Annotated in this window: 18 protein-coding genes; 13 read left to right on the top strand and 5 right to left on the bottom strand. The window is 72.9% G+C overall.

Going from position 1 to position 22,696, the window contains the following annotated elements:
- The first annotated feature begins 25 nt into the window (after positions 1–25).
- Genes atpA through nucS form a run of 5 tightly spaced genes read left to right on the top strand, consistent with a single transcriptional unit; the run spans position 26 to position 5,050 of the window.
- Positions 26–1,657, top strand: coding sequence for a F0F1 ATP synthase subunit alpha (gene atpA, locus AOM07_RS07160; RefSeq protein WP_062312269.1), 1,632 nt, complete (start codon positions 26–28; stop codon positions 1,655–1,657).
- 3 nt (positions 1,658–1,660) lie between these two features.
- Entirely contained in the window at positions 1,661–2,557 is an 897-nt protein-coding gene (locus AOM07_RS07165; RefSeq protein WP_062312271.1) for a F0F1 ATP synthase subunit gamma, read from the top strand.
- 17 nt (positions 2,558–2,574) lie between these two features.
- The gene (atpD, locus tag AOM07_RS07170; RefSeq protein WP_062312273.1) at positions 2,575–4,053 is read left to right on the top strand and encodes a F0F1 ATP synthase subunit beta; all 1,479 of its coding nucleotides are present in this window, start codon (positions 2,575–2,577) and stop codon (positions 4,051–4,053) included.
- A 2-nt stretch (positions 4,054–4,055) separates the two neighbouring features.
- Positions 4,056–4,355 carry a F0F1 ATP synthase subunit epsilon gene (locus AOM07_RS07175; RefSeq protein ID WP_062312274.1) on the top strand — a complete coding sequence of 100 codons (300 nt, stop codon included), beginning with the start codon at positions 4,056–4,058 and terminating at the stop codon, positions 4,353–4,355.
- Positions 4,355–5,050, top strand: a complete 696-nt coding sequence (nucS, locus tag AOM07_RS07180; protein ID WP_062312275.1) for an endonuclease NucS — start codon at positions 4,355–4,357, stop codon at positions 5,048–5,050. The genes AOM07_RS07175 and nucS overlap by 1 nt, the downstream gene beginning before the upstream one ends.
- Here the strand turns inward: nucS and AOM07_RS07185 are convergent.
- Positions 5,047–5,622: a GNAT family N-acetyltransferase gene (locus tag AOM07_RS07185; protein ID WP_062312276.1), complete on the bottom strand. Its 576-nt coding sequence runs from the start codon at positions 5,620–5,622 to the stop codon at positions 5,047–5,049. The genes nucS and AOM07_RS07185 overlap by 4 nt on opposite strands.
- Before the next feature lie 107 nt (positions 5,623–5,729).
- Here AOM07_RS07185 and AOM07_RS07190 point away from each other — a divergent pair, with 107 nt between their 5' ends.
- The 4 genes from AOM07_RS07190 (at position 5,730) to AOM07_RS07205 (ending at position 9,152) form a co-directional block, all read left to right on the top strand.
- Positions 5,730–7,181 carry a glycoside hydrolase family 1 protein gene (locus AOM07_RS07190; protein ID WP_062312278.1) on the top strand — a complete coding sequence of 484 codons (1,452 nt, stop codon included), beginning with the start codon at positions 5,730–5,732 and terminating at the stop codon, positions 7,179–7,181.
- 125 nt (positions 7,182–7,306) lie between these two features.
- On the top strand, positions 7,307–7,618 hold the full coding sequence (locus AOM07_RS07195) for an Rv1322 family protein (protein ID WP_062312280.1): 312 nt from the start codon (positions 7,307–7,309) through the stop codon (positions 7,616–7,618).
- Positions 7,619–7,637: 19 nt separating this feature from the next.
- Positions 7,638–8,345, top strand: a complete 708-nt coding sequence (locus AOM07_RS07200; RefSeq protein ID WP_169748142.1) for an alpha/beta hydrolase — start codon at positions 7,638–7,640, stop codon at positions 8,343–8,345.
- A gap of 39 nt (positions 8,346–8,384) precedes the next feature.
- Complete coding sequence (locus tag AOM07_RS07205) at positions 8,385–9,152, top strand: alpha/beta fold hydrolase (protein WP_062312284.1); 768 nt, start codon at positions 8,385–8,387, stop codon at positions 9,150–9,152.
- A 264-nt stretch (positions 9,153–9,416) separates the two neighbouring features.
- Here AOM07_RS07205 and AOM07_RS07210 read toward each other — a convergent pair whose 3' ends face one another.
- On the bottom strand, positions 9,417–9,827 hold the full coding sequence (locus AOM07_RS07210; RefSeq protein ID WP_062312286.1) for a hypothetical protein: 411 nt from the start codon (positions 9,825–9,827) through the stop codon (positions 9,417–9,419).
- Positions 9,824–12,967: a hypothetical protein gene (locus AOM07_RS07215; RefSeq protein WP_062312288.1), complete on the bottom strand. Its 3,144-nt coding sequence runs from the start codon at positions 12,965–12,967 to the stop codon at positions 9,824–9,826. Before AOM07_RS07215 ends, AOM07_RS07210 begins: the two co-directional genes overlap by 4 nt.
- A 147-nt stretch (positions 12,968–13,114) precedes the next feature.
- On the opposite strand from AOM07_RS07215, the gene AOM07_RS07220 reads away from it, so the two are divergent.
- Genes AOM07_RS07220 through AOM07_RS07230 form a run of 3 tightly spaced genes read left to right on the top strand, consistent with a single transcriptional unit; the run spans position 13,115 to position 15,946 of the window.
- Complete coding sequence (locus tag AOM07_RS07220; protein WP_156171857.1) at positions 13,115–14,068, top strand: hypothetical protein; 954 nt, start codon at positions 13,115–13,117, stop codon at positions 14,066–14,068.
- A complete protein-coding gene (locus AOM07_RS07225) occupies positions 14,065–15,042 on the top strand; it encodes a DUF8094 domain-containing protein (RefSeq protein ID WP_062312291.1) in 978 nt (325 codons plus the stop codon). Before AOM07_RS07220 ends, AOM07_RS07225 begins: the two co-directional genes overlap by 4 nt.
- 25 nt (positions 15,043–15,067) lie before the next feature.
- The gene (locus tag AOM07_RS07230; protein WP_062312293.1) at positions 15,068–15,946 is read left to right on the top strand and encodes a tetratricopeptide repeat protein; all 879 of its coding nucleotides are present in this window, start codon (positions 15,068–15,070) and stop codon (positions 15,944–15,946) included.
- A gap of 129 nt (positions 15,947–16,075) precedes the next feature.
- On the opposite strand, the gene glgB is transcribed toward AOM07_RS07230, so the two are convergent.
- The gene (gene glgB, locus AOM07_RS07235; protein WP_062312608.1) at positions 16,076–18,241 is read right to left on the bottom strand and encodes a 1,4-alpha-glucan branching protein GlgB; all 2,166 of its coding nucleotides are present in this window, start codon (positions 18,239–18,241) and stop codon (positions 16,076–16,078) included.
- Positions 18,242–18,275: 34 nt separating this feature from the next.
- Positions 18,276–20,276, bottom strand: coding sequence for an alpha-1,4-glucan--maltose-1-phosphate maltosyltransferase (locus AOM07_RS07240; RefSeq protein ID WP_062312295.1), 2,001 nt, complete (start codon positions 20,274–20,276; stop codon positions 18,276–18,278).
- A gap of 325 nt (positions 20,277–20,601) precedes the next feature.
- Here AOM07_RS07240 and AOM07_RS07245 point away from each other — a divergent pair, with 325 nt between their 5' ends.
- Positions 20,602–22,635, top strand: coding sequence for a beta-galactosidase (locus AOM07_RS07245; RefSeq protein WP_062312298.1), 2,034 nt, complete (start codon positions 20,602–20,604; stop codon positions 22,633–22,635).
- Positions 22,636–22,696: the final 61 nt, after the last annotated feature.

The raw sequence follows: 22,696 nt of genomic DNA on the forward strand, positions 1-22,696 counted from the left end.
GAGCGGCACTGACAGGAGAGATGGCATGGCAGAGTTGACGATCAGCCCCGACGAGATCCGGGCTGCACTCGACAGCTACGTGAAGTCCTACGAGCCGAAGGGCGCCGTGGTCGACGAGGTCGGCCGCGTGACGCTCGCGGCCGACGGCATCGCGCAGGTCGAGGGACTGCCCGGCTGCATGGCCAACGAGCTGCTGCGCTTCGAGGACGGCACGCTCGGCCTCGCGCTCAACCTCGACGTCCGCGAGATCGGCGTCGTCGTGCTCGGCGAGTTCACCGGCATCGAGGAGGGCCAGACGGTCCAGCGCACCGGCGAGGTGCTCTCGGTCGCCGTCGGCGACGGCTACCTCGGCCGCGTCGTGGACCCGCTGGGCAACCCGATCGACGGCCTCGGCGACATCGCGACCGAGGGCCGCCGCGCCCTCGAGCTGCAGGCGCCCGGCGTCATGCAGCGCAAGTCGGTCCACGAGCCGCTGCAGACCGGCCTCAAGGCCATCGACGCGATGATCCCGATCGGCCGCGGCCAGCGCCAGCTGATCATCGGCGACCGCCAGACCGGCAAGACCGCCATCGCGATCGACACGATCATCAACCAGAAGGCGAACTGGGAGACCGGCGACCCGACGAAGCAGGTCCGCTGCATCTACGTCGCCATCGGCCAGAAGGGCTCGACCATCGCCTCGGTGCGTGGCGCCCTCGAGGAGGCCGGCGCGCTCGAGTACACGACCATCGTCGCGGCCCCCGCGTCCGACCCGGCCGGCTTCAAGTACCTCGCGCCCTACACCGGCTCGGCCATCGGCCAGCACTGGATGTACGACGGCAAGCACGTCCTCATCATCTTCGACGACCTGTCGAAGCAGGCCGAGGCCTACCGCGCCGTGTCCCTCCTCCTGCGCCGCCCGCCGGGCCGCGAGGCGTACCCCGGCGACGTGTTCTACCTGCACTCCCGCCTGCTCGAGCGCTGCGCGAAGCTCTCGGACGAGATGGGCGCCGGCTCGATGACGGGCCTCCCGGTCATCGAGACCAAGGCGAACGACGTGTCGGCGTACATCCCGACCAACGTCATCTCCATCACGGACGGCCAGATCTTCCTCCAGTCCGACCTGTTCAACGCCAACCAGCGTCCCGCGATCGACGTCGGCATCTCGGTGTCCCGCGTCGGCGGCTCGGCGCAGGTCAAGGCGATGAAGGCGGTCTCCGGAACGCTGAAGATCGACCTCGCCCAGTACCGCTCGCTCGAGGCGTTCGCGATGTTCGCGTCCGACCTCGACGCGGCCTCCCGCCAGCAGCTCACCCGTGGCGCGCGCCTCATGGAGCTGCTCAAGCAGCCCCAGTACTCGCCGTACCCCGTCGAGGAGCAGGTCGTGTCCATCTGGGCCGGCACCAAGGGCAAGCTCGACAAGATCGCGCTGGGCGACGTGCTGCGCTTCGAGCGCGAGCTCCTCGACCACCTCCGCCGCAACACCTCGATCCTCGAGGACATCGCCTCGACCGGGAAGCTCTCGGACGAGACGGCGGCGGCGCTCGAGCAGAACGTCGACGACTACGTCTCGACGTTCCTCGAGGGCGAGAGCGTGGCGCTCACCACCGACTCGACCGTCGACGACGGCGAGGCCGTGGCGGTCGAGCAGGAGCGCATCGTCGCGGAGAAGAAGTAGCCGATGGCCGGACAGCAGCGCGTCTATCGCCAGAGGATCAGGGCGACCAGCTCGCTCAAGAAGATCTTCCGTGCGATGGAGCTCATCGCGGCCTCGCGCATCGGGAAGGCCCGGCTCCGTGTGGAGCAGGCCACCCCGTACACGCGGGCCATCACGCGCGCGATCAGCGCGGTGGCGACGCACTCGAGCGTCGACCACCCGCTGACGACCCCGCGCACGGACACCGGCCGCGCGGCCGTGCTGGTCATCAGCGCGGACCGCGGCATGGCGGGCGCCTACTCGGCGAACGTCATCCGTGAGGCCGAGCGCCTCCGCGGCCGTCTCATGGCGGACGGCAAGGAGGTCGTGCAGTTCGCTGCCGGCCGCCGCGCCGTGTCGTACTTCGCGTTCCGCCGCCGCGAGCTCGCGGGCCAGTGGACGGGCGGCTCCGACGCCCCCACCCGCGAGACCGCTCGCGAGATGGCGGCGGCGCTCTTCGGCCGCTTCCAGGCGCCCGCCGAGGACGGCGGCGTCGACGAGATCTACATCGTCGGCACCCGCTTCGTCTCGATGGTGACCCAGCAGGCGCAGGTCCTGCGCCTCCTGCCCCTCGAGATCGTCGAGGGCGTCGAGGAGGTCGAGGAGGGCGAGGTCCAGCCGCTGTACGACTTCGAGCCGTCGCCGGAGCTCGTGCTCGACGCGCTGCTCCCGCGCTACATCGAGTCGCGCATCTTCGGCAGCCTGCTCCACTGCGCGGCCTCCGAGCTCGCCAGCCGTCAGCGCGCGATGAACACCGCGACCTCGAACGCCGAGGACATCATCCGCAACTACACCAGGCTCGCCAACCAGGCGCGTCAGGCCGAGATCACCCAGGAAATCAGCGAGATCGTCTCGGGCGCCGATGCGCTCGCGGCCTCGTGACAAGAAGCGAGAGATCCATGACCACCACCGCAGAGACCACCCCGGCCCACGCCGCGGACGCGCCCGTCGTCGGTCGCGTCTCGCGCGTCGTCGGCCCGGTCGTCGACATCGAGTTCCCGGCCGACGCGATCCCCGACATCTACAACGCCCTCACGGTCGACATCGACCTGTCCGCGCAGGGCGAGGACGAGGGCATGCTGCACATGACCCTCGAGGTCGCGCAGCACCTGGGCGACAACCTGGTGCGCGCCATCGCGCTGAAGCCCACCGACGGCCTCGTGCGCGGCGCCGAGGTGACCGACACCGGCGCGCCGATCTCGGTGCCCGTCGGCGACGTCACCAAGGGCCACGTGTTCAACGTGACCGGCGAGATCCTCAACGCCTCCGAGGGCGAGAAGGTCGAGGTCACCGAGACCTGGCCGATCCACCGCAAGCCCCCGGCCTTCGACCAGCTCGAGTCGAAGACCCAGATGTTCGAGACCGGCATCAAGGTCATCGACCTCCTCACCCCGTACGTGCAGGGTGGAAAGATCGGCCTCTTCGGTGGTGCGGGCGTCGGCAAGACCGTCCTCATCCAGGAGATGATCTACCGCGTCGCCAACAACCACAACGGCGTGTCGGTGTTCGCCGGCGTCGGCGAGCGCACTCGTGAGGGCAACGACCTCATCGAGGAGATGACCGAGTCGGGCGTCATCAAGCAGACGGCCCTCGTCTTCGGCCAGATGGACGAGCCGCCGGGCACGCGTCTCCGCGTCGCCCTGTCGGCGCTGACGATGGCGGAGTACTTCCGCGACGTGCAGAAGCAGGACGTGCTGCTGTTCATCGACAACATCTTCCGCTTCACGCAGGCGGGCTCCGAGGTGTCGACCCTGCTGGGCCGCATGCCGTCGGCGGTGGGCTACCAGCCCAACCTCGCGGACGAGATGGGCCAGCTCCAGGAGCGCATCACCTCGACCCGTGGACACTCGATCACCTCGCTGCAGGCGATCTACGTCCCCGCGGACGACTACACCGACCCGGCGCCGGCCACCACGTTCGCGCACCTCGACGCGACCACCGAGCTGTCGCGTGAGATCGCGTCGCGCGGCCTGTACCCCGCGGTGGACCCGCTGGCGTCGACCTCGCGCATCCTCGACCCGCGCTACGTGGGCCGCGACCACTACGAGACCGCGAACGCCGTGAAGTCGATCCTCCAGCGCAACAAGGAGCTGCAGGACATCATCGCGATCCTCGGTGTGGACGAGCTCTCCGAGGAGGACAAGATCATCGTGGCGCGTGCGCGCAAGATCCAGCAGTTCCTCTCGCAGAACACGTACATGGCCACCCAGTTCACGGGCGTCGAGGGCTCCACGGTCCCGCTGACCGAGACCGTCGAGGCCTTCTCCGGCCTGGTCAACGGCAAGTACGACCACATCTCGGAGCAGGCGTTCTTCAACATCGGTGGCCTCGAGGACCTCGAGCGCAACTGGGCCCGCATCCAGAAGGAGATCGGCTGATCATGGCCGGTCCCCTCACCGTCGACGTCGTCGCCCCCGACCGGGTCCTCTGGTCGGGGACGGCGGAGCGTCTCGTCGCCCCGACCGTCGAGGGCGAGATCGGCCTCCTGACCGGGCACGAGCCGGTGCTGTCCGTCCTGCGGGCGGGCACCGTGCGCGTGCGCGGCGGGGCCGACGGGGACGCCGAGTTCCCCATCGACGGGGGCTTCGTCTCCTTCGACCGCGACGTCGTGACCGTCGTCGTGGAGCCCGTCGCGCCGCTCGCGGCGTCGGGCGAGGCCGAGGAGACGGCCGCCTCCTGATGCGGGTGGTGATCGCGCGCTGCGCGGCCCGGTACACCGGGCGGCTGTCGGCGCATCTTCCGCTCGCGACCCGAGCCATCATGGTCAAGGCCGACGGCTCGGTGCTGCTCCATTCGGACGGCGGCTCGTACAAGCCGCTCAACTGGATGAGCCCGCCGTGCACTCTGCGGTCCTCCTCCGTCACGGAGGAGGCCGCGGAGCGCGGCGTCTCCGAGGTCTGGGTCGTGCAGCACGACAAGACCGACGACCGGCTCGAGATCGAGCTCCACGAGGTCCTCGCGGACACCGAGCACGAGCTCGGCGTCGACCCCGGCCTCATCAAGGACGGCGTCGAGGCGCACCTCCAGGAGCTCCTCGCCGCGCAGATCACGCTCCTCGGCGACGGCCACACCCTGGTCCGGCGCGAGCACCCGACCGCGATCGGCCCGGTCGACATCCTCGCCCGCGACTCGGGCGGCGCGTCCGTCGCCGTCGAGATCAAGCGCCGCGGCGAGATCGACGGCGTCGAGCAGCTCACCCGGTACCTCGAGCTCATGAACCGCGACCCTCTCCTCGCGCCCGTCCAGGGCGTGTTCGCGGCGCAGGAGATCAAGCCCCAGGCGCGGGTCCTCGCGGAGGACCGCGGCATCCGCTGCGTGCTCCTCGACTACGAGGCGATGCGAGGCGACGAGGACCTCTCCGGCCGCCTCTTCTAGTCTCGCGGGGTGCGCTGGGGGAGGGGCCTCCTCACCACGTGCCGGCGGGTGCCCGCGCGGGCGGTCTCGACGTACCCGCGCGCGAGGAAGAACGGCAGCCGGCCGCCGAAGCCGTAGCTCGGCGACGCGGGGTCCACGGGATAGGCCTCGAGGACCGCAGCGCCGCGTGCGTGCGCGAGCTCCTCGGCGGCATCCAGGAGCGCCGCCATCACGCCCGCGCCGCGGTGGTCGCGACGGACGAAGAAGCACGGCACGGACCACACGGGTCCCGCGGCGTGGTCCGTCGGCGCCATGGTGGGGACGAAGGTGGCCCGCGGCGCGACCGAGCACCACGCGACGGGCTCGCCGCCGTCGTAGGCCAGCAGGCCCACCGGGATGCCCGCGGCGACGATCCCGGCCATCGCCTCGTGCCGTGCGGGCCCGCGCTGCGGGCGGGACCCGTCCGCAGCGCGCCGCCACACCATGCACCAGCACGCGCTCGGCCCGCCGCGCCCGGCGAACAGGCGCTCCATGTCCGCCCACGTGGCGGGCGTGACCTCGCGCACCTCGGGCGCCGCCGCGGGTCGAACCATCGCTCCAGCGTAGGCACGCGGTCGTCGCGCGGCCGGGCGGCCGACTCGGGACGTCCCCGGTCCCCACCGCATCGTCCGGGTCGAATCGTTTCGGCTAGGCTCGCCGCATGACCTTCCCCGAGAGCTTCATCTTCGGCGCCGCGACGGCGGCCTACCAGATCGAGGGGGCCGCCGACGAGGGCGGCCGCGGCCCGTCGATCTGGGACACGTTCTCCCACACGCCCGACAAGGTGGTCGGCGGCGACACCGGCGACGTGGCCTGCGACCACTACCACCGGTGGGAGCGGGACGTCGAGATGATGGCGGACCTGGGCCTCGAGGCCTACCGCTTCTCGATCGCGTGGCCCCGGGTGCAGCCCACCGGCACGGGAGAGTTCAACGACGAGGGCATCGCCTTCTACAAGGGCCTCGTCGCGCGCCTCAAGGACAAGGGCATCCGGCCGCTCGCGACGCTGTACCACTGGGACCTCCCGCAGGCGCTCGAGGACGAGGGCGGATGGCTGAGCCGCGCGACGGTCGACGCGTTCGTCGGCTACGCGGTGCGGATGGTCGAGGAACTCGGCGCCGACGTCGACGTGTGGGCGACGTTCAACGAGCCGTGGGTGAGCTCCTTCGTCGGCTACGGCGCGGGCGCGCACGCCCCCGGGCACGCCGACGACGTCGAGGGGCTGACCGCGGCCCACCACCTGCTCCTCGCCCACGCCCGCGCCTACCGCGCGATCAAGGCCGTGCGTCCCGACCTGCAGGTCGGCATCGTCAACAACTCGCACACGCCGCGCCCGTGGGATCCCTCGAACCCGAAGGACCGCGACGCCGCCGCGCACATCGACGCGCTCGCCAACACGATGTTCCACCAGCCCCTGGTCGACGGCACGTACCCCGCGATCCTCCGGCCCAACACCGCGCACCTCACCGACTGGTCCTTCGTGCACGACGGCGACCTCGCGGAGATGCGCGGCACGGTCGACTGGTTCGGCGTGAACTACTACGCCTCGCACGTGGTGCGCCACAACCCGCGCAAAGCGGCCGCATCGTCCGAGGTCGCGACCCTCGCGGACGGCCACAAGGCCGGCGCGAACTCGCCCTGGCCCGGCGACGAGGAGATCGAGTTCATGACGCCGCCCGGCGAGCTCACGGCGATGGGCTGGAACGTCGATCCGGGCGCGCTGCACGCGCACCTCATGAAGATCCACCGGGAGACCGGCCGACCGCTCTACGTCACCGAGAACGGCGGCGCGTGGGACGACGTGCTCGACGGCGACGGCCGGGTGCGCGACGCCGCCCGCGTGTCGTACCTCCACGACCACCTGCGCGCGGTGGAGTCCGCGATCGCCGAGGGCGCCGACGTCCGCGGCTACATGGCGTGGAGCCTCATGGACAACTTCGAGTGGGCGCAGGGCTACGCCAAGCGCTTCGGGCTGGTCCGCGTCGACTACGGCACGCAGGAGCGACGCTGGAAGGACTCGGCGTACTGGTACCGCGCGACCATCGCGCGCCGGGACCCGCTGCCGGTCGCGGAGCTCGCGGCCCACGTGGAGACCCCGGCACGCACGTACTGACCGAGGACTCCCGATGACGCTTGTGACGCGGGTGGACCGGCGTGGATGCCGGGCCTTCCTCATCCGTCACACGCGGTCACAGGGGTCACATCCGTCAGGGGGAATCACTCCGTAGACTGGGCGGCATGCCTTCCGGTCGTCGCTCCTCCAAGCGCCCGTACGGCCAGCCCCATCCCGAGCTCGACGTCGACCGGCTGCGCGTCGGCGGCAACGCGCGCGTGGAGACGGGCCCCGGCGGCGAGGAGTACTACGTCGCGATCCCGCGACCGAGCGACCGCACGTTCACGTGCCCCGGCTGCTCGCGGGAGATCCCCGGCGACCAGCAGCACGTGGTCGCGTGGGCCACGGGAGGGCTGTTCGGCGAGGAGGCGGCCGCCGCGGCTCGCCGCCACTGGCACACCGCGTGCTGGGAGAGCTTCGGGAGGTCGCGTGGCTGAGACGGAGGAGCTGCGCTCCATGACGGTCCTCGCGGCGGACCGCGAGGAGATCGAGCTGCGCACCGAGGACGGGCTCACGCTCGTGGGCGAGCTCGCGCTGCCGGCCGAGGGGCCCATCACCGCGACCCTCATCACGCTGCACCCGCTGCCCACGCACGGCGGCTTCATGGACTCGCACGTCTACCGCAAGGCGGCCTGGCGCCTGCCGGCCCTCGCGGGCGTCGCGGTGCTGCGCTTCAACACGCGCGGCACGTCGTCGCCGCGGGGCACGAGCGAGGGCGAGTTCGGCGAGGGCGTCACGGAGGCGGCCGACGTGCGCGCCGCGGTCGACTTCGCGGTGAGCCGCGGCCTGCCGCACCGCTGGCTCGTGGGCTGGAGCTTCGGGACCGAGCTCACGCTCATGCACGGCAGCGGCCTCGACGTCGAGGGCGCGATCCTGCTGTCCCCGCCGCTGCATCGTGCCACCGCGGACGACATGCGCGCGTGGGCGGCCACCGGCAAGCCCGTGACCGCGCTCGTGCCCGAGCTCGACGACTTCCTCCAGCCCGACGAGGCGCGCGAGCGCTTCGCCCCCCTCACGCAGCTCGAGCTGATCCCCGTGCCCGAGGCGAAGCACCTGTGGGTGGGGGAGCGCTTCGTGCGCATCGTCCTCGACGCGATCGTCGCGCGCGTGGCGCCCGAGCGGGCGCCGCTTCCCGACGCGGTGCCCGCGTCCATGGTGGAATGAGCGTGGGATAAGACCTGGCACGACGCGAAGGAGTCTCCCGTGAGCCTCGTACCCGACGGCACGCCCCTGGTCCTGCTCAACGCCTTCCCCGTCGACCGGTCCCAATGGGATCCGCTGATCGACGCGCTGCCCGCGCTGCCGGGCGACATCATCACGTTCGACGTGCCGGGCATCGGCGACATGCCCCTGCCCGACGAGGAGCCCTCGCTCGAGCTCATCGCGGACGCCGCGGTGCTCGCGATGCGGGAGGTCACCGGCCGCGACAAGGCCGTGTGGGTCGGCTGCTCGATGGGCGGCTACATCGCGATGGCCGTCGCCGAGCGGCACCCCGAGGCGGTCGCCGGCATCGGGCTGCTCGGCACCAAGGCCGCCGAGGACACCGAGGAGGCCCGTGAGGCGCGCCTCGCGCTCGCGGACGCCGTCGACGGGGCCGCGGGCCACCCCGACCCGCGCGGCGCCGCCGAGGGGCTCGTGGGGACGCAGGGCGAGGCGCGCGAGGCGCTCGTGGAGGCCGTCGCGGCGAACATCGCGCGCCACGCCGGCGACGGGATCGCGTGGGGCCAGCGGGCCATGGCCGCGCGCCCCGGCCGCACCGAGGTCCTCGCCTCGCTCGAGGTGCCCGCGCTGGTCGCGGTGGGGGAGCACGATGCGATCGCGGGCGTGGAGCCCGCGCGGGCGATGGCGGACGCGCTGGGCGTCGAGGCCGTGGTGCTCGACGGCGTGGGCCACCTCAGCGCATGGGAGGCGCCGGAGCGCGTCGCCGCGCTCGTGGCGGACCTGGTCGACCGCGCCGACGCCGCGGGCTGACCAGGCGGGCCGGCCGGAGTCTGGACCGAGGGCTCCACGCGCCCTCGATGCCCCGCCCGGTATCGGGCCTGGTGGACGCTTCGTGCGTGGGCGAGATGTCCCGCGTTTCCGATTTGTGAATTCTTGCGCGGGAGTGTGGCGTGACGGCGAGCGCCCGTGTCACCATGGCGATGCGGGGGGCACCTCACCACGAGGGGGGCGTGAGGTGCCCCCCTCCCTTGCGCCCGCGCGCGGATGCGCCGAGAGCGCCGGAAGCGTGCGGGTCTACGCCCAGTCGTTGCCGGCCGCGAGCCGCTTGCGCAGCGCCTCGGTCAGGGGCAGCGACTCGCCGTCGCGGGCCCCGCGCCCGAGCTCGAGCGGCGGCTCCGACGGTACGAGCGCCGCGCCGCGCAGCCGCTCGCGCAGGCCGCCGGGCGTCGACAGCACGTAGAAGGCGCCGTCGGTGCCCACGCCCACGGAGCGGTCGCGCTTGAGGTACCAGCCGCTCACCTGGGTGCGCACCCGCCCGGTCCCGCTGTAGGTGCGCGCCGTGAGCGGCTCGGGACGGATGCCGGCCGCCGCCGCGTCGCGCGCGAACGCCTCGATCAGCGCGGCCGCCTGGCGGGTCTCCGCCTGGCGCTGCCGGTCGAGCGCGTCGGCCCGGCGCTGGTGATCGTCGCGCGCGTCCACGGTCACGCCTCGGAGCGCTCCGCCTCGGCCTCGTGCTCCGCCTGGAGACGGCTCGCGCGGGCGAGGTTGCCGACCGGGTCGGAGGACAGCAGGCCGCGCAGGTCGTCGAGGTACGTCGTGATCGACTCGCGCTGGCGGTTGAGCTCGTCGACCTCGCGCGCGGCCATCGTGCGCTCGCGCTCGGCGTCGCTCACGGCCTCGGAGATGATCGCCTCGGCGTGCTCGCGGGCCTCGGACACGATCTCGTCCGCGTTGTTGCGCGCGTTGGTGAGCAGGGTCTGCGAGTGGACCTCGGCCTCGCGGCGGACGGACTCCGCGCGCTCGAGGGTCGCGCTGAGGCGGTCCTCGGCCTCGGCGGTGCGGCGCTTGGCGTCGGCGACCATCGATGCCGTCTCGGCCGTGGCCTCCTCGTGGCGGCGGGTGAGCTCGCGCTCGGCCTGCTCGCGCGTGGTGACGACCTCGAGCTCGAGGTCCTCGCGCGTGCGGCGGGCGTCCTCGTGCGCGGCCTCGGCCGCGGCCTGGGCCTCCTCGCGCATGCGGGTCGACTCGACGGTCGCGGTGTCGACCAGGCGCTTGGCCTCGGCCTGGCCGTTTGCGACGGTGTCCTTGGCCTCGCGGTCGCTCGTGGCGCGCAGGTCGGAGGCCTGCTGCTGGGCGCGCGCGAGCGCCGTCTCGGCCTCGCGGGTGAGGCGCGCGGCCTCGGCGTCCGCGGTCGAGCGCAGCTCGGCGAGCTCGGCGTTGACCGTGGCGCGCAGGTCCGCGGTCTCGGACTCGGCCGCCTGGCGCATCTGGAGCGCGTCCGTCGTGGCGGCGCCGCGCACCGCGGTGGCCTCCTCGTCGGCCGCGCGGCGCAGCTCGGCCGCCTGGCGGCGGGTGTCCTTGACGAACGCCTCGGCCTCGGCGTGGAGGGCGTCGGCCTCCGCCTGCGCGGCCTGGCGCTGCTCGGCGATCTCCGCGGCGACGGCGTCGCGCAGCTGCGTGACCTCCTCGTCCGCGGCCTCGCGCACGTGCGTCGCGTAGCTGTCGGCCTCGCGGCGCTGCTGCGCGGCGTACGCGTCCGCATCGCGGCGCTGCTGGGCCGCGTAGACGTCCGCGGCGCGGTGCTGCTCCGCGGCGTACGACTCCGCGGTCTGACGCTCGTGCGTCGCGTAGGCGTCGGCCACGCGACGGGTCTCGCCGGCGTACGCGTCGGCCTCGCGGCGCGTGTCGGCGTCGTAGACGTCGGCCTCCTGGCGCTGCGTGGCGACGAGCTCCTCGTGCTCGCGGCGCTGGGCGGCGAGGTCGTCCTCGGTCGCCTGGCGCTGCTCGGCGACCCACGCGGCCGTCGCGGCACGCAGCGCGGCGACTTCCGCGTCGGTCGTGCGGCGCTCGTCCGCGGCCCACGCCTCGGTCTCGTCGCGGAGCGCGGCCACCTCGCCGTCGACCTGCTTGCGCAGCGTCGCGGCATAGGTGTCGGCCTCCTCGCGTAGGTCGGCGACCTCCCCCTCGACGCGCTTGCGGAGCGCGGCGGCGTAGCCGTCGGCCTCCTCGCGCTGGGCGGCGGCGTAGTGCTCGGCCTCGCGGCGCTCGTTCGCGGCCCACGCGTCCGTCTCCTCGCGGAGGCCGGCGGCGTAGCCCTCGGCGTCGCGGCGCTCGGCGGTCACCCACGCCTCGGTGGCCTCGCGCAGCGCGGTCACGGTGGCGTCCGTCTCGCGGCGCTCGTTCGCGGCCCACGCGTCCGTCTCCTTGCGCAGCGCGGCGGCGTAGCCCTCGGCCTCGCGGCGCTCGTGCGCGGACCAGGCCTCGGTCTCCTGACGCAGGTGCGCGACCCACGCCTCGGTCTCCTGACGCAGCTCCGCGGCGTACGCGTCGGCGCTGTCGCGCAGCTCGGTGGCCTCGGCCTGGGCGGCGGTGCGCAGCGCGGCGCTGTCGCGGCCCGCGACGGCGCGGAGCTCGGCGACCTCCTGGTCGGCGGTGTGGCGCAGCTGCGCGACGTCCTGCTCGGCGGTGTGGCGCAGGTCGGACACGTAGGCGTCGGCCTCGCGGCGCTGCTGGCCGGTCTCGCGCTCGGCGAGCGCGCGCAGGTGGGCGATCTCCTCGTCGGCCACGCGCCGCGACTCGGCGGCGTCGTGCTCGGCGGCCTCGCGCATCTCCTGCGCCTCGTCGTTGGCCTGGGCCAGCGCGGCGGCCGCGTCGTTGCGCAGCGTCGCGGCGTCGCTCTCGGCGGAGATCCGCATGTCCGAGGCCTCGGCCTCGGCGACGGCGCGCAGGTTGGCGGCCTCGCGCTCGGCCTCGCCGATCGAGTGGCCCGCCGCGGTCTCGGCGGCCTTGCGGGTGGCGGTTGCCTCCTCGCGGGCCTCCGCGACGATGCGCGCGGCGTCCGCCTTGAGGCGCTCGGTCTCGACGCGGGTGGCCTCGGTCAGCTCGTCGGCCTCGGCGTGCGACGCGGCGAGGAACGCCGCGGCCTCGTCGCGCAGGCGGCTCGACTCCTGGTGGGCGTGCGCGAGCTTCTGCTCCGAGTCGGCGCGCGCGGCGTCGACGAGGTCGGCGGCCTCGCGCTGGCTGGTGACGCGCAGCTCGGTCGCCTCGCGCTCGACGGAGGCGCGCAGCGTGTGCGCCTCGCGCTCGCCCGACGCGCGGGCCTCGGCGGCCTCCGCCTCGGCGGCGGAGCGGACGCGGTCGGCATCGCGCTGGGCGCGTTCGACGGACTCGCCGGCCTGGCGCTCGGCGGCCTCGCGGAGCGCGGCGGCGGTGTGCTCCGCCTGGGTCTTGATCTCGTCGGCCTCGCGACGGCTCTGCGCGAGGATCTCGGCGACCTCGTTGTCGGCGCGGGCCCGCAGCTGCTGCGCGGCGACGTTGGCGCGCGCGACGGTGTCCTGCGCGTGGGTGTTCGCGCGGGCGATGACGTCCGAGGACTGCTCCTCCGCGGAGCGGAGCAGCTGCTCGACGCGCGCGCCGAGGCCCTTGTAGGTGGGCTGCTCGGACTCGCGGAGCGCCTTCTGCGCCTCATCGAGCGACGAGCGGGCCTGCTGCGCCTCGCGACGGGCCTCCTCGACGGCGCCCGACTGCTCGCGCACCGCATCCTCGAGCCGAGCGATGTGTGCGGCGACCGCCTCGCGGTCGTAGCCGCGCATCGCAAGCGGGAACGGCAGGTTCTCTTCGGCCATGGCTCTCCTAGATCGCGCGCCGGGGGAGGCGCGGGTCGCGCATTCGCCCCTCAGGGTAGTGCCCGTTCCCCGCGTGGAACAAAGTCACCGTGAGCCGCGTTCGAGCCTTGTCTCGTAGAGTGAACAGCGAGACGAACGGAGAATCACGTGACTTTGCGCACCACCGCGCTCATCGCGGGGGCGCTCGGGCTGCTCCTTCTCATCGGCGGTCTGATCGCCGATGCGATGCGCCCCGAGTCCTTCGGCACGCCGAGCGCCGCGGTCGACACCCCCGTCCTGCTGATCGGCCCCGCCATGGTCGCCATGGCGCCGGGCGGGACCATCACCGTCGAGGCCACGGGCGGCATCGTCGCCTACGCGGGCCGCACGGAGGACGCCGAGGACTGGGCCGCCTCCCGCGACGCCACCGTCCTCACGGGCGTCCCCACCTGGGAGGAGCTGTCGACCGAGCCCTTCGTCGCCGACGAGGCCGCGACCGCCGAGCCCAGCGCCTCGCCGGACGCCTCCGCCTCCGCCTCGGAGGAGCCGAGCGCCAGCGCGTCGGCCGAGGCGACGGCCGAGCCGGACGCCTCCGCCTCCGCGGAGCCGAGCGCGTCCCCCGAGCCCGAGCTCGCCGACATCTGGCGCGCGTCCTGGGAGGGCGACGGCACCCTCGAGTTCGAGGTGGACGCGCTGCTGACCGACTACTCGGGCCTCACGATCGCGGTCGAGTCCGCCGACGGCTCCCCGCTGAGCGGCGTGACCATGACCATCGACCGCGTCGTCAACGACGGCTGGGTGACCCCGCTCAAGTGGTGGGGCGGGGTGCTCGCGGTGGCGGGCCTCATCGCTCTCGTGTCGCTCCTGGTCGACCACCGCGGTGCCGGCTCGAAGGTCGAGACCGCGGTCGCGGGCCGCAAGGCGACCGCCCCGGCCACGCCCGGCGGGCGGCGCGAGCGTCGCGAGACGCAGACGGCGACCGGCGGCATCCCGATCGTCGAGGGCGAGGCCGACCCGACCACGGGCGAGGTGCCCCGCGCCGACGAGGGACCCGCGACCACGGCGGAGGACGAGGACGATGCGCCCGCACCGGGCGACCACGACGGAGAGGAGCGCGCATGAGAAGGCAGACCACCCTCGCGGCCGCGGCCGTCGCCGGGCTCGTCCTGCTCGCCGGCTGCACGCCGGCCGTGCCGGAGCCCGTCGCCGCACCCGCGGCCCAGGAGACCTCCGCCATCACGCAGACCCAGATCGACCGCATCGTCCCCGCGACCTTCGCGGAGCTCGAGGCGGCGGACGAGGCGCGCGACGCCTCGCTCCTCGGCGAGCGCGTCGGCGGCACCGCCGTCACCGTGCGCGGCGTGGAGTACCGGCTGCGGAAGGCGGGCGACAAGCAGGCCATCGAGGAGATCCCCTCGACGATGCAGGCGGTCTACGTGAGCGCCGAGGGCGTGTTCCCGCGCGTCATGGTCGGCGTGTCCGAGGCGCCCGAGGACGCGACCCCGGTCGTGCTCGTGTGGCTCCAGGAGGACATCGACTCCGACTACGTGCTGCAGAACTGGGCGCACATGGTGCCCGGCGCGACGCTGCCCGCCATGCCCGGCCCGGCCGTGGGCTCGAACCAGCTCCCGCTGGACTCCGACGCGGTCGACCCGACGCCGGAGCAGGTGGTGAAGGACTACGTCAAGCTCCTGCGCCAGGGCGCGAAGAGCGACCTCGCCTCCGAGTTCGGCAAGGACACCTACCGCGCGCGCCTGTTCGCGGCGCGCAAGGTGCTCACCGCGGCGGCGAAGAAGGGCGACGGCGACTACGTCGACACCGTGCAGCCCCAGCTCGACGACACCTACGCGATGGCGACGGCCGACGGCGGCGCGCTCGTGTTCGCGCCCCTCGTGGTGACGTCGTCGTTGCGGGTCAAGGGCGGCGCCACCGTGTCGATCTCCGATGCGGACAAGGCGCTCGTCAAGGGCAAGCTCAAGGACCGCGTCACGCACACGTACAACGACCTCGTCGTCATCCACGTGCCGGCGGACGGCGAGGGCAAGCCCACCGTCGTCGCGGCGGACCACCACCTGATCAAGGTCGCGGCCAAGTAGCCGGGCCAGGAGGAGACAGACACCCATGACCGACACCCCCGCCGCCCTCCGCGGCGCCGTCGACCTGGGCGCGCTCGCGGCGCGCTCGCGCCGCGCCGACTCGGGGCTCGCGACCATCGACGAGGCCGCCTTCCAGGAGCTCGCGCAGCAGTCGCTGCAGCGCCCGGTCGTCATCGCCTTCGTCTCCGCTTCCTCGCCGCAGAGCGAGGAGCTCGCACGCGAGATCGAGCAGGTCGCGGCCGACGCCGGCGTCAACGCCGCGGCGTGCGACATCGACGCGCAGCCGGCGATCGCGCAGGCGTTCCAGATCCGCGCGGTGCCGGCCGCCGTGGCGCTCATCGGCGGCCGCCCCGCGCCGCTGTTCCAGGGCGCCGCGACCCGCGAGCAGCTGGTCGAGGTCATCGGCCAGGTGGTCGAGGCCGCGCGCCAGATGGGCGCGGCCGCGGACATGCCCGCCGGCGCCGCCCCGCAGGAGGACGCGCCCGAGCCGTTGCCGCCGCTGCACCAGGAGGCCCACGACGCGATCGACCGCGGTGACCTCGACGCGGCCGAGGCCGCCTTCGACAAGGCGCTGCGGGAGAACCCCAAGGACGCCGAGGCCCGTGCCGGCCGCGCCCAGGTGCGGCTGATGTCGCGCTCGCGTACGGCCGACCTCGGCGCGGTGCGCGCCGCCGCGGCCGCCGCACCTGACGACGTCGACGCGCAGCTCGCCGTCGCGGACATGGACGTGCTCGGCGGCCAGCTCGACGACGCGTTCGGTCGCCTCGTCGACCTCGTGCGCGCGACCGCCGGCGACGAGCGGGAGCGCGTGCGCGCGCGGCTGCTCGAGCTGTTCGAGGTGGTGGACCCCGCGGACCAGCGGGTGCTGCGCGCGCGCCAGGCGCTCGCCTCCGCGCTGTACTAGCGGACCCGCGAGCACTCCTCCACGCATCGCCCGGGACGCGAACGTCTCTCGAGGCGTTCCGGGTGCGTGGAGGGCCGCGCGTGGTGGCCCCGTGCCCCGCCCGCGTGGAGGGGTGCTCGCGGGAAGCGGCTAGGCGGACGGACGCAGGATGACCGCGCCCATCGGGGGCACGCGGATCTGCGCGACCGCCGGGAACCCGTGCATCTCGCGCGCGACCGCGTCGACATGGCCGAGGTTGCCCACGCCCGAGCCGCCGTACGTCTCGGAGTCCGTGTTGAAGACCTCGTCCCAGCCCCCGGCCTGCGGGAGCGGCAGCGCGTAGTTCTCGTGGGGCACGCCCGCGAAGTTCACCACCACCGCGACCGGCTCGCCCGCATCGTCCACGCGCAGGAAGGCGAGCGTGTTGCGGCGCGTGTCGTCGGCGTCGATCCAGCGGAAGCCCGCCGGGTCGGAGTCGCGCTCGAACAGCGCGGGAGTGTCGCGGTAGAGGCGGTTGAGGTCGCCGAGCATGCGGCGCACGCCGTCGTGCAGGCGGTCCTCGAGGTGCCACCAGTCGAGCGAGCGGCCCTCGGACCACTCGGCGTACTGGCCGAACTCGCAGCCCATGAACACGAGCGTCTTGCCCGGGTGCGTCCACTGGTACGCGAGCAGCGCGCGCAGCGTCGCCATCTTCTGCCAGTGGTCGCCGGGGAAGCGGTCGACGAGCGAGCCCTTGCCGTGCACCACCTCGTCGTGCGACAGCGGCAGCATGTAGTGCTCCGAGAAGGCGTACATGAGCGAGAACGTCACCGTGTGGTGGTGGTACGAGCGGTGCACGGGCTCCTCGCTCACGTACCGCAGGGTGTCGTTCATCCAGCCCATGTTCCACTTGAGCCCGAAGCCCAGGCCGCCCGCGCTCGTGGGCGCGGTGACGCCGGGCCACGCGGTCGACTCCTCGGCGATCATGACGATGCCCGGGGCGCTGCGGTACGCCGTCGCGTTCGTCTCCTGGAGGAACGCGATCGCGTCGAGGTTCTCGCGGCCGCCGTGGACGTTGGGGCGCCACTGGCCGGCCTCGCGCGAGTAGTCGAGGTACAGCATCGACGCGACGGCGTCGACGCGCAGGCCGTCCGCGTGGAACTCCTGGAGCCAGTAGACGGCGTTCGCGACGAGGAAGTTGCGCACCTCGGCGCGGCCGAAGTCGAAGATGAACGTGCCCCAGTCGGGCTGCTCGCCGCGCAGCGGGTCCGGGTGCTCGTACAGCGGGGTGCCGTCGAAGCGGCCGAGCGCCCACTCGTCCTTGGGGAAGTGGCCGGGCACCCAGTCGAGCAGCACGCCGATGCCGGCGCGGTGGAGGGTGTCGATGAGGTAGCGGAGCTCGTCGGGGGAGCCGAAGCGCGACGTCGGGGCGTAGTAGCCCGACACCTGGTAGCCCCACGAGCCGCCGAACGGGTGCTCCATCACGGGCAGGAACTCGACGTGCGTGAAGCCCATCTCGGTGACGTACGAGGTGAGCTGGTCCGCGAGCTCGACGTAGCCGAGGCCCTGGCGCCACGACCCGAGGTGCACCTCGTACACGCTCATGGCGCTGCGGTGCGGCTGGGACGATGCGCGGTGCTCGATCCACGCGGCGTCGCCCCACTCGTAGGACGACTCCTCGACCACCGACGCGGTCGCGGGCGGCAGCTCGGTGCGGCGGGCCATCGGGTCCGCCTTCTGGCGCCAGTGGCCGTTCTTGTCGAGGATCTCGAACTTGTAGGCGGTGCCCGCCGCGATCCCGGGGATGAAGAGCTCCCAGATGCCGGACGCGCCCAGCGTGCGCATCGCGTGCGTCGCGCCCTGCCAGTGGTTGAAGTCGCCCACGACGCGGACCGCGCGAGCGTTGGGCGCCCACACCGCGAAGTCGGTGCCGACCACCTCTCCCAGCACGGACTCGAGGCGGTGGACGTTGGCGCCCAGGACGCCCCACAGCCGCTCGTGGCGGCCCTCGCGGACGAGGTGGAGGTCGAGCTCGCCGAGCATCGGCATGAAGCGGTACGGGTCGTCCGCGGCCGAGGTGTCCTCGCCGTACGTCGTATGGATCCGGTAGTCGGGGATCTCCTCGCCCGGCAGCTCCACGGACCAGATGCCGTGGTGCTCGTGCTCGGCGGCGAACCTCCCCTCGAGCGTCTCGATCTCGACCGCGTCGGCCAGCGGGCGCAGCACGCGGATCACCACCGAGCCCGCCTCCGGGTGCGGGCCCAGGACGGCGTGCGGGTCGTGGTGCGTGCCGCGTGCGATGTCGGCGAGCACGGCCTGGTCAAGTCGGCGGGGCATCAGCACCCTCTCTGCTGGTGGGCGGGCGTGGGCATCATGCGGGCCTCACCACGGCGACGTGGGCGAGGGTGACCGCGGGGTCGAGCCTGACGTAGAAGTCGCGGCCCCACGTGTACGTGGCGCCGCCGACGACGTCGTCGACGACCAGCCGCGCGTCGTCCGCGAGGCCGAGCGACGGCAGGTCGAGCGTGACGACCCCGGACTGGACGTGGTGGGGGTCGAAGCTCGCGACCACGATGACCGTGTCGGCCTTGCCGGTGGGCGACTCCTCCGCGGGCAGGTGGCGCGAGAAGCACAGGATCTCGGGGTTCGTCGTGGGGTGGACCCGCAGGCCCCGCAGCCGTCGCAGCGCGGGGTGCTTGGCGCGCGTCTGGTTGAGGGTCGTGAGCAGCGTCCGGATCCCGTAGCGGTCGGCGTCGGCCCAGTCGCGCTGCTTGAACTCGTACTTCTCGTTGTCGATCTGCTCCTCGACGCCGGGGCGGGGCACGTTCTCGACGAACTCGTAACCCGTGTAGATCCCGTACGAGGGGGAGCCCGTCGCGGCGAGCACCGCGCGCATCCGGTAGATCGCCGGCCCGCCATGCTGCATGTCCGGCGTGAGGATGTCGTGCGTGGTGGGCCAGAAGTTCGGGCGCATGTAGAACGACGCGTCGCCCGACACCTCCTCGAGGTACTCGCCCATCTCCTCGGCGTTCTGGCGCCACGTGAAGTACGTGTAGCTCTGGTGGAAGCCGATCTTCGCGAGCGTGTGCATCATCGCGGGGCGCGTGAACGCCTCCGACAGGAAGATCACCTCGGGGTGGTCCGCGGCGATGTCGCGCAGCAGCCGCTCCCAGAACGTCAGCGGCTTGGTGTGGGGGTTGTCGACGCGGAACAGCGTGACGCCGGCGTCGATCCAGACCTGCAGCATGTCGCGGATCGCGTGGTAGATGCCCTCGGGATCGTTGTCGAAGTTGAGCGGGTAGATGTCCTGGTACTTCTTGGGCGGGTTCTCCGCGTACGCGATGGTGCCGTCCAGCCGCTGCGTGAACCACTCGGGGTGCTCCGTCACCCACGGGTGATCGGGGGAGCACTGCAGCGCGACGTCGAGCGCGACCTCGAGGCCCACGCTGCCGGCGGCCTTGACGAACTGCTTGAACCCGCGCATCGTCCCCAGGTCCGGGTGGATGGCGTCGTGGCCGCCCTCGGCGGCGCCGATCGCGTACGGGCTGCCGGGGTCGCTCGGCTCGGCCTTGAGCGAGTTGTTGCGGCCCTTGCGGTGCGTGAGGCCGATGGGGTGGATGGGCGTGAGGTAGACGACGTCGAAGCCCATCTCGGCGATCGCGGGCAGGCGCTTCGCGGCCGTGGTGAACGTCCCCGAGGTCCACTCGCCGGTGCGCTTGACGATGCGCGCGCCCTCGGAGCGCGGGAAGATCTCGTACCAGGCCGACACGAGCGCCTTCTCGCGCTGGACGAGCAGCGGGTACTCGGGCGAGGTGGTGACCCAGTCGCGCAGCGGCGCGGCGGTGAGTGCCGCCTTGAGCTCGGGGGACGATGCGGGCGCGAGCCGCGCCTCGGGCGCGAGCGAGCCGTCCTGGAGGGAGGCGATCGCCTCCTCGAGCAGCGCCTTGCGGGACGGCGTGTGACGGACCTCGGTCAGCGCGCGGGTGAGGACCGCGACGCCCTCGTCGAGCATGAGCTGCACGTCGACGCCGGCGTGGATCTTCACCTCGGCGGCGTGACGCCAGGTCGACACCGGGTCGGACCACGCCTCGACGCGGAAGCGGTGCAGGCCCTCGTGGCGCGGCGTGAGGATCGCACGGTAGAGGCTCGTGCCCCAGTCGTGCAGCGGCATGGGGAGGCGCTCGTGGCGGCCGTCCGGCCGCGTCACCACGACCGTCGCGCCCTCGGAGTCGTGCCCCTCGCGGAAGATCGTGGCGGTGATCGGCACGGCCTCGCCCACGACGGCGCGCGCCGGCCACCGTCCTTCCTCCAGCGAGGGCTGGACCCCCACGACGGGGATGCGACCGATGGACGTCTCAGGGGAGCGGGCCATGCCCCCGAACCTACTCGCAATGGGCGGCGATGGGTACCAGGAGGGCATCGCGTGCCAGGGGTGTCCCCGCCCCGGGACCTGTGGTGTCGTGCGCCCGTCCGAACACCATGTAATGTGTGGCACGCGGTTGATGTAACCGCTTGCATCCAAAGGAGGTTGTGCGCGGTTACGGATCGATAACGACGTGTCTCGAATGGGTCACGACGCAGCGCTCGATTTGTAGGGACACGGTTCTCGGGTCATAGACTGTGATCGGTCCCAGTATGGGCGGCCAAGGACGGCCGCCACGGTTTTGCGAGGCCCCTCCGGGGGCCGGAGGAGTGTCATGACGGCAGCAGCAAGCTGGCCCCGGCTCGAGGGTCTCGCCTACGGCGGCGACTACAACCCCGAGCAGTGGCCGCGCGAGACGTGGGACGACGACGTGCGTCTCATGCGCGAGGCCGGCGTGAACATCGTGTCCGTCGGCATCTTCTCGTGGGCCATGCTCGAGCCCGAGGAGGGCGTCTACGACTTCGCGTGGATGGACGACCTGCTCGACCTGCTCCACGCGAACGGCATCGCCGCGGACCTCGGCACGCCCTCCGTCTCGCCGCCGGCCTGGTTCTTCCACCGCTACCCGGACGCCCGCGTCACCGACAAGGACGGCACCGTGATGGGCTTCGGCTCGCGCGGCATGGCCTCGCACGCCTCGCCCGAGTACCGCGAGGCGATCGCGCGCATGGCGGGCGCGCTCGCGGAGCGCTACGGCGACCACCCCGCCGTCGTGATGTGGCACATCCACAACGAGTACGGCGTGCCCGTCGCCGAGGACTTCGGCCCGCGCGCCGTCGCCTCGTGGCGACGCTGGCTCGAGGAGCGCTACGGCTCGCTCGACGCGCTCAACGCCGCGTGGGGCACGGCCTTCTGGGGCCAGCGCTACGGCGCGTGGGAGCACGTGGTCGCCCCCGCCGCGACGCCCACGATCGTCAACCCCGCGATGAAGCTCGACTGGGCGCGGTTCACCGACGACCAGCTGCGCGAGTGCTTCGTGGTCGAGCGCGACGCGATCCGCGCGCACGCGGACCAGCCGATCACCACCAACTTCATGGCCCACCAGTCGTGGAACACCGACCTGTGGAAGTGGGCCGAGCTCGTCGACGTCGTGTCCGACGACCACTACCTGTGGTCGCCCGACCCCGACGCGCACGTGGGGCTTGCGCTGTCCGCGGACCTCACGCGCTCGGTCGCCGGCGGCAAGCCGTGGATCCTCATGGAGCACTCCACGTCCGCGGTCAACTGGCAGGGACGCAACACCGCCAAGCGTCCCGGCGAGATGCGCCGCAACGCGCTCACCCACCTGGGCCGCGGCGCCGACGCCATCATGTTCTTCCAGTGGCGCGCCTCCCGCTCCGGCGCGGAGAAGTTCCACTCGGCGATGCTCCCGCACGCCGGCGCATCGTCCCGCGTCTTCCGCGAGGTCGTCGAGCTCGGCGGGCACCTCCAGGACGCCGCGCAGGTCCGCGGCTCGGTCGTCGAGGCCGACGTCGCGGTGCTCTACGACTGGGAGTCCCTGTGGGCCCAGGACCTCGAGTGGCGCCCCTCCGACGACGTCCAGTTCCGCGAGCGCATGCGCGCCTTCTACGAGCGCCTGTGGCGCGACGGCGTGACCGTCGACTTCGCCCACCCGGACCAGGACCTGTCGCGCTACAGGCTCGTCGTGGCGCCGGCCTCGTACCTGCTCACCGCATCGTCCGCCGCGAACCTCACGCGCTACGTCGAGAACGGCGGCACGCTGCTCGTCAACTTCTTCTCCGCGATCGTCGACGAGCACGACGCCGTGCACGAGGGCGGCTTCGTCGCCCCGCTGCGCGACGCGCTCGGGCTGACCGTCGAGGAGTTCCTGCCGCTGCGCGAGGGCGAGACCGCCGAGGTGCGCTGGACGCGCGGCGCCGAGGCGGTGCTGCCGTCCGACGTGTGGCAGGAGGACATCGCGCTCGCGGGCGCCGAGGTGGTCGCGGAGAACGCGACCGGCCCGGGCGCCGGCAAGCCGGCCGTGACCCGCAACGAGCACGGGGAGGGCGTGGGCTGGTACGTCGGCACGCGCCTCGACGTGCATGCGCTGAAGACCGTGTTCGACGCGGTCTACGCCGACGCCGGCGTCGAGCCCTCGGGCCTTCCCGAGACGCTCGAGGTCGTGACGCGTCACGGCGCTGCTGAGGACTTCGTCGTCGCCGTCAACCACGGCGACGACGCAGCTCGGCTCCCGGTGGCAGGAACAGACCTGCTCACCGGTGCCGAGACCGAAGGCGAGCTCGAGGTGCCGGGGGGCGGCGTCGCCGTCGTCCGCACCTCGCGTGAGTCCGGAGGTGAAGAGGTCTGACCCGCGGGGACGGACCGGGCTGCGCCGGTCCCGAACCCAGACCGAGACATACCAACTGAAG

Source organism: Demequina rhizosphaerae (genome assembly GCF_000971255.1).
GTDB classification, from domain to species: Bacteria; Actinomycetota; Actinomycetes; order Actinomycetales; family Demequinaceae; genus Demequina; species Demequina rhizosphaerae.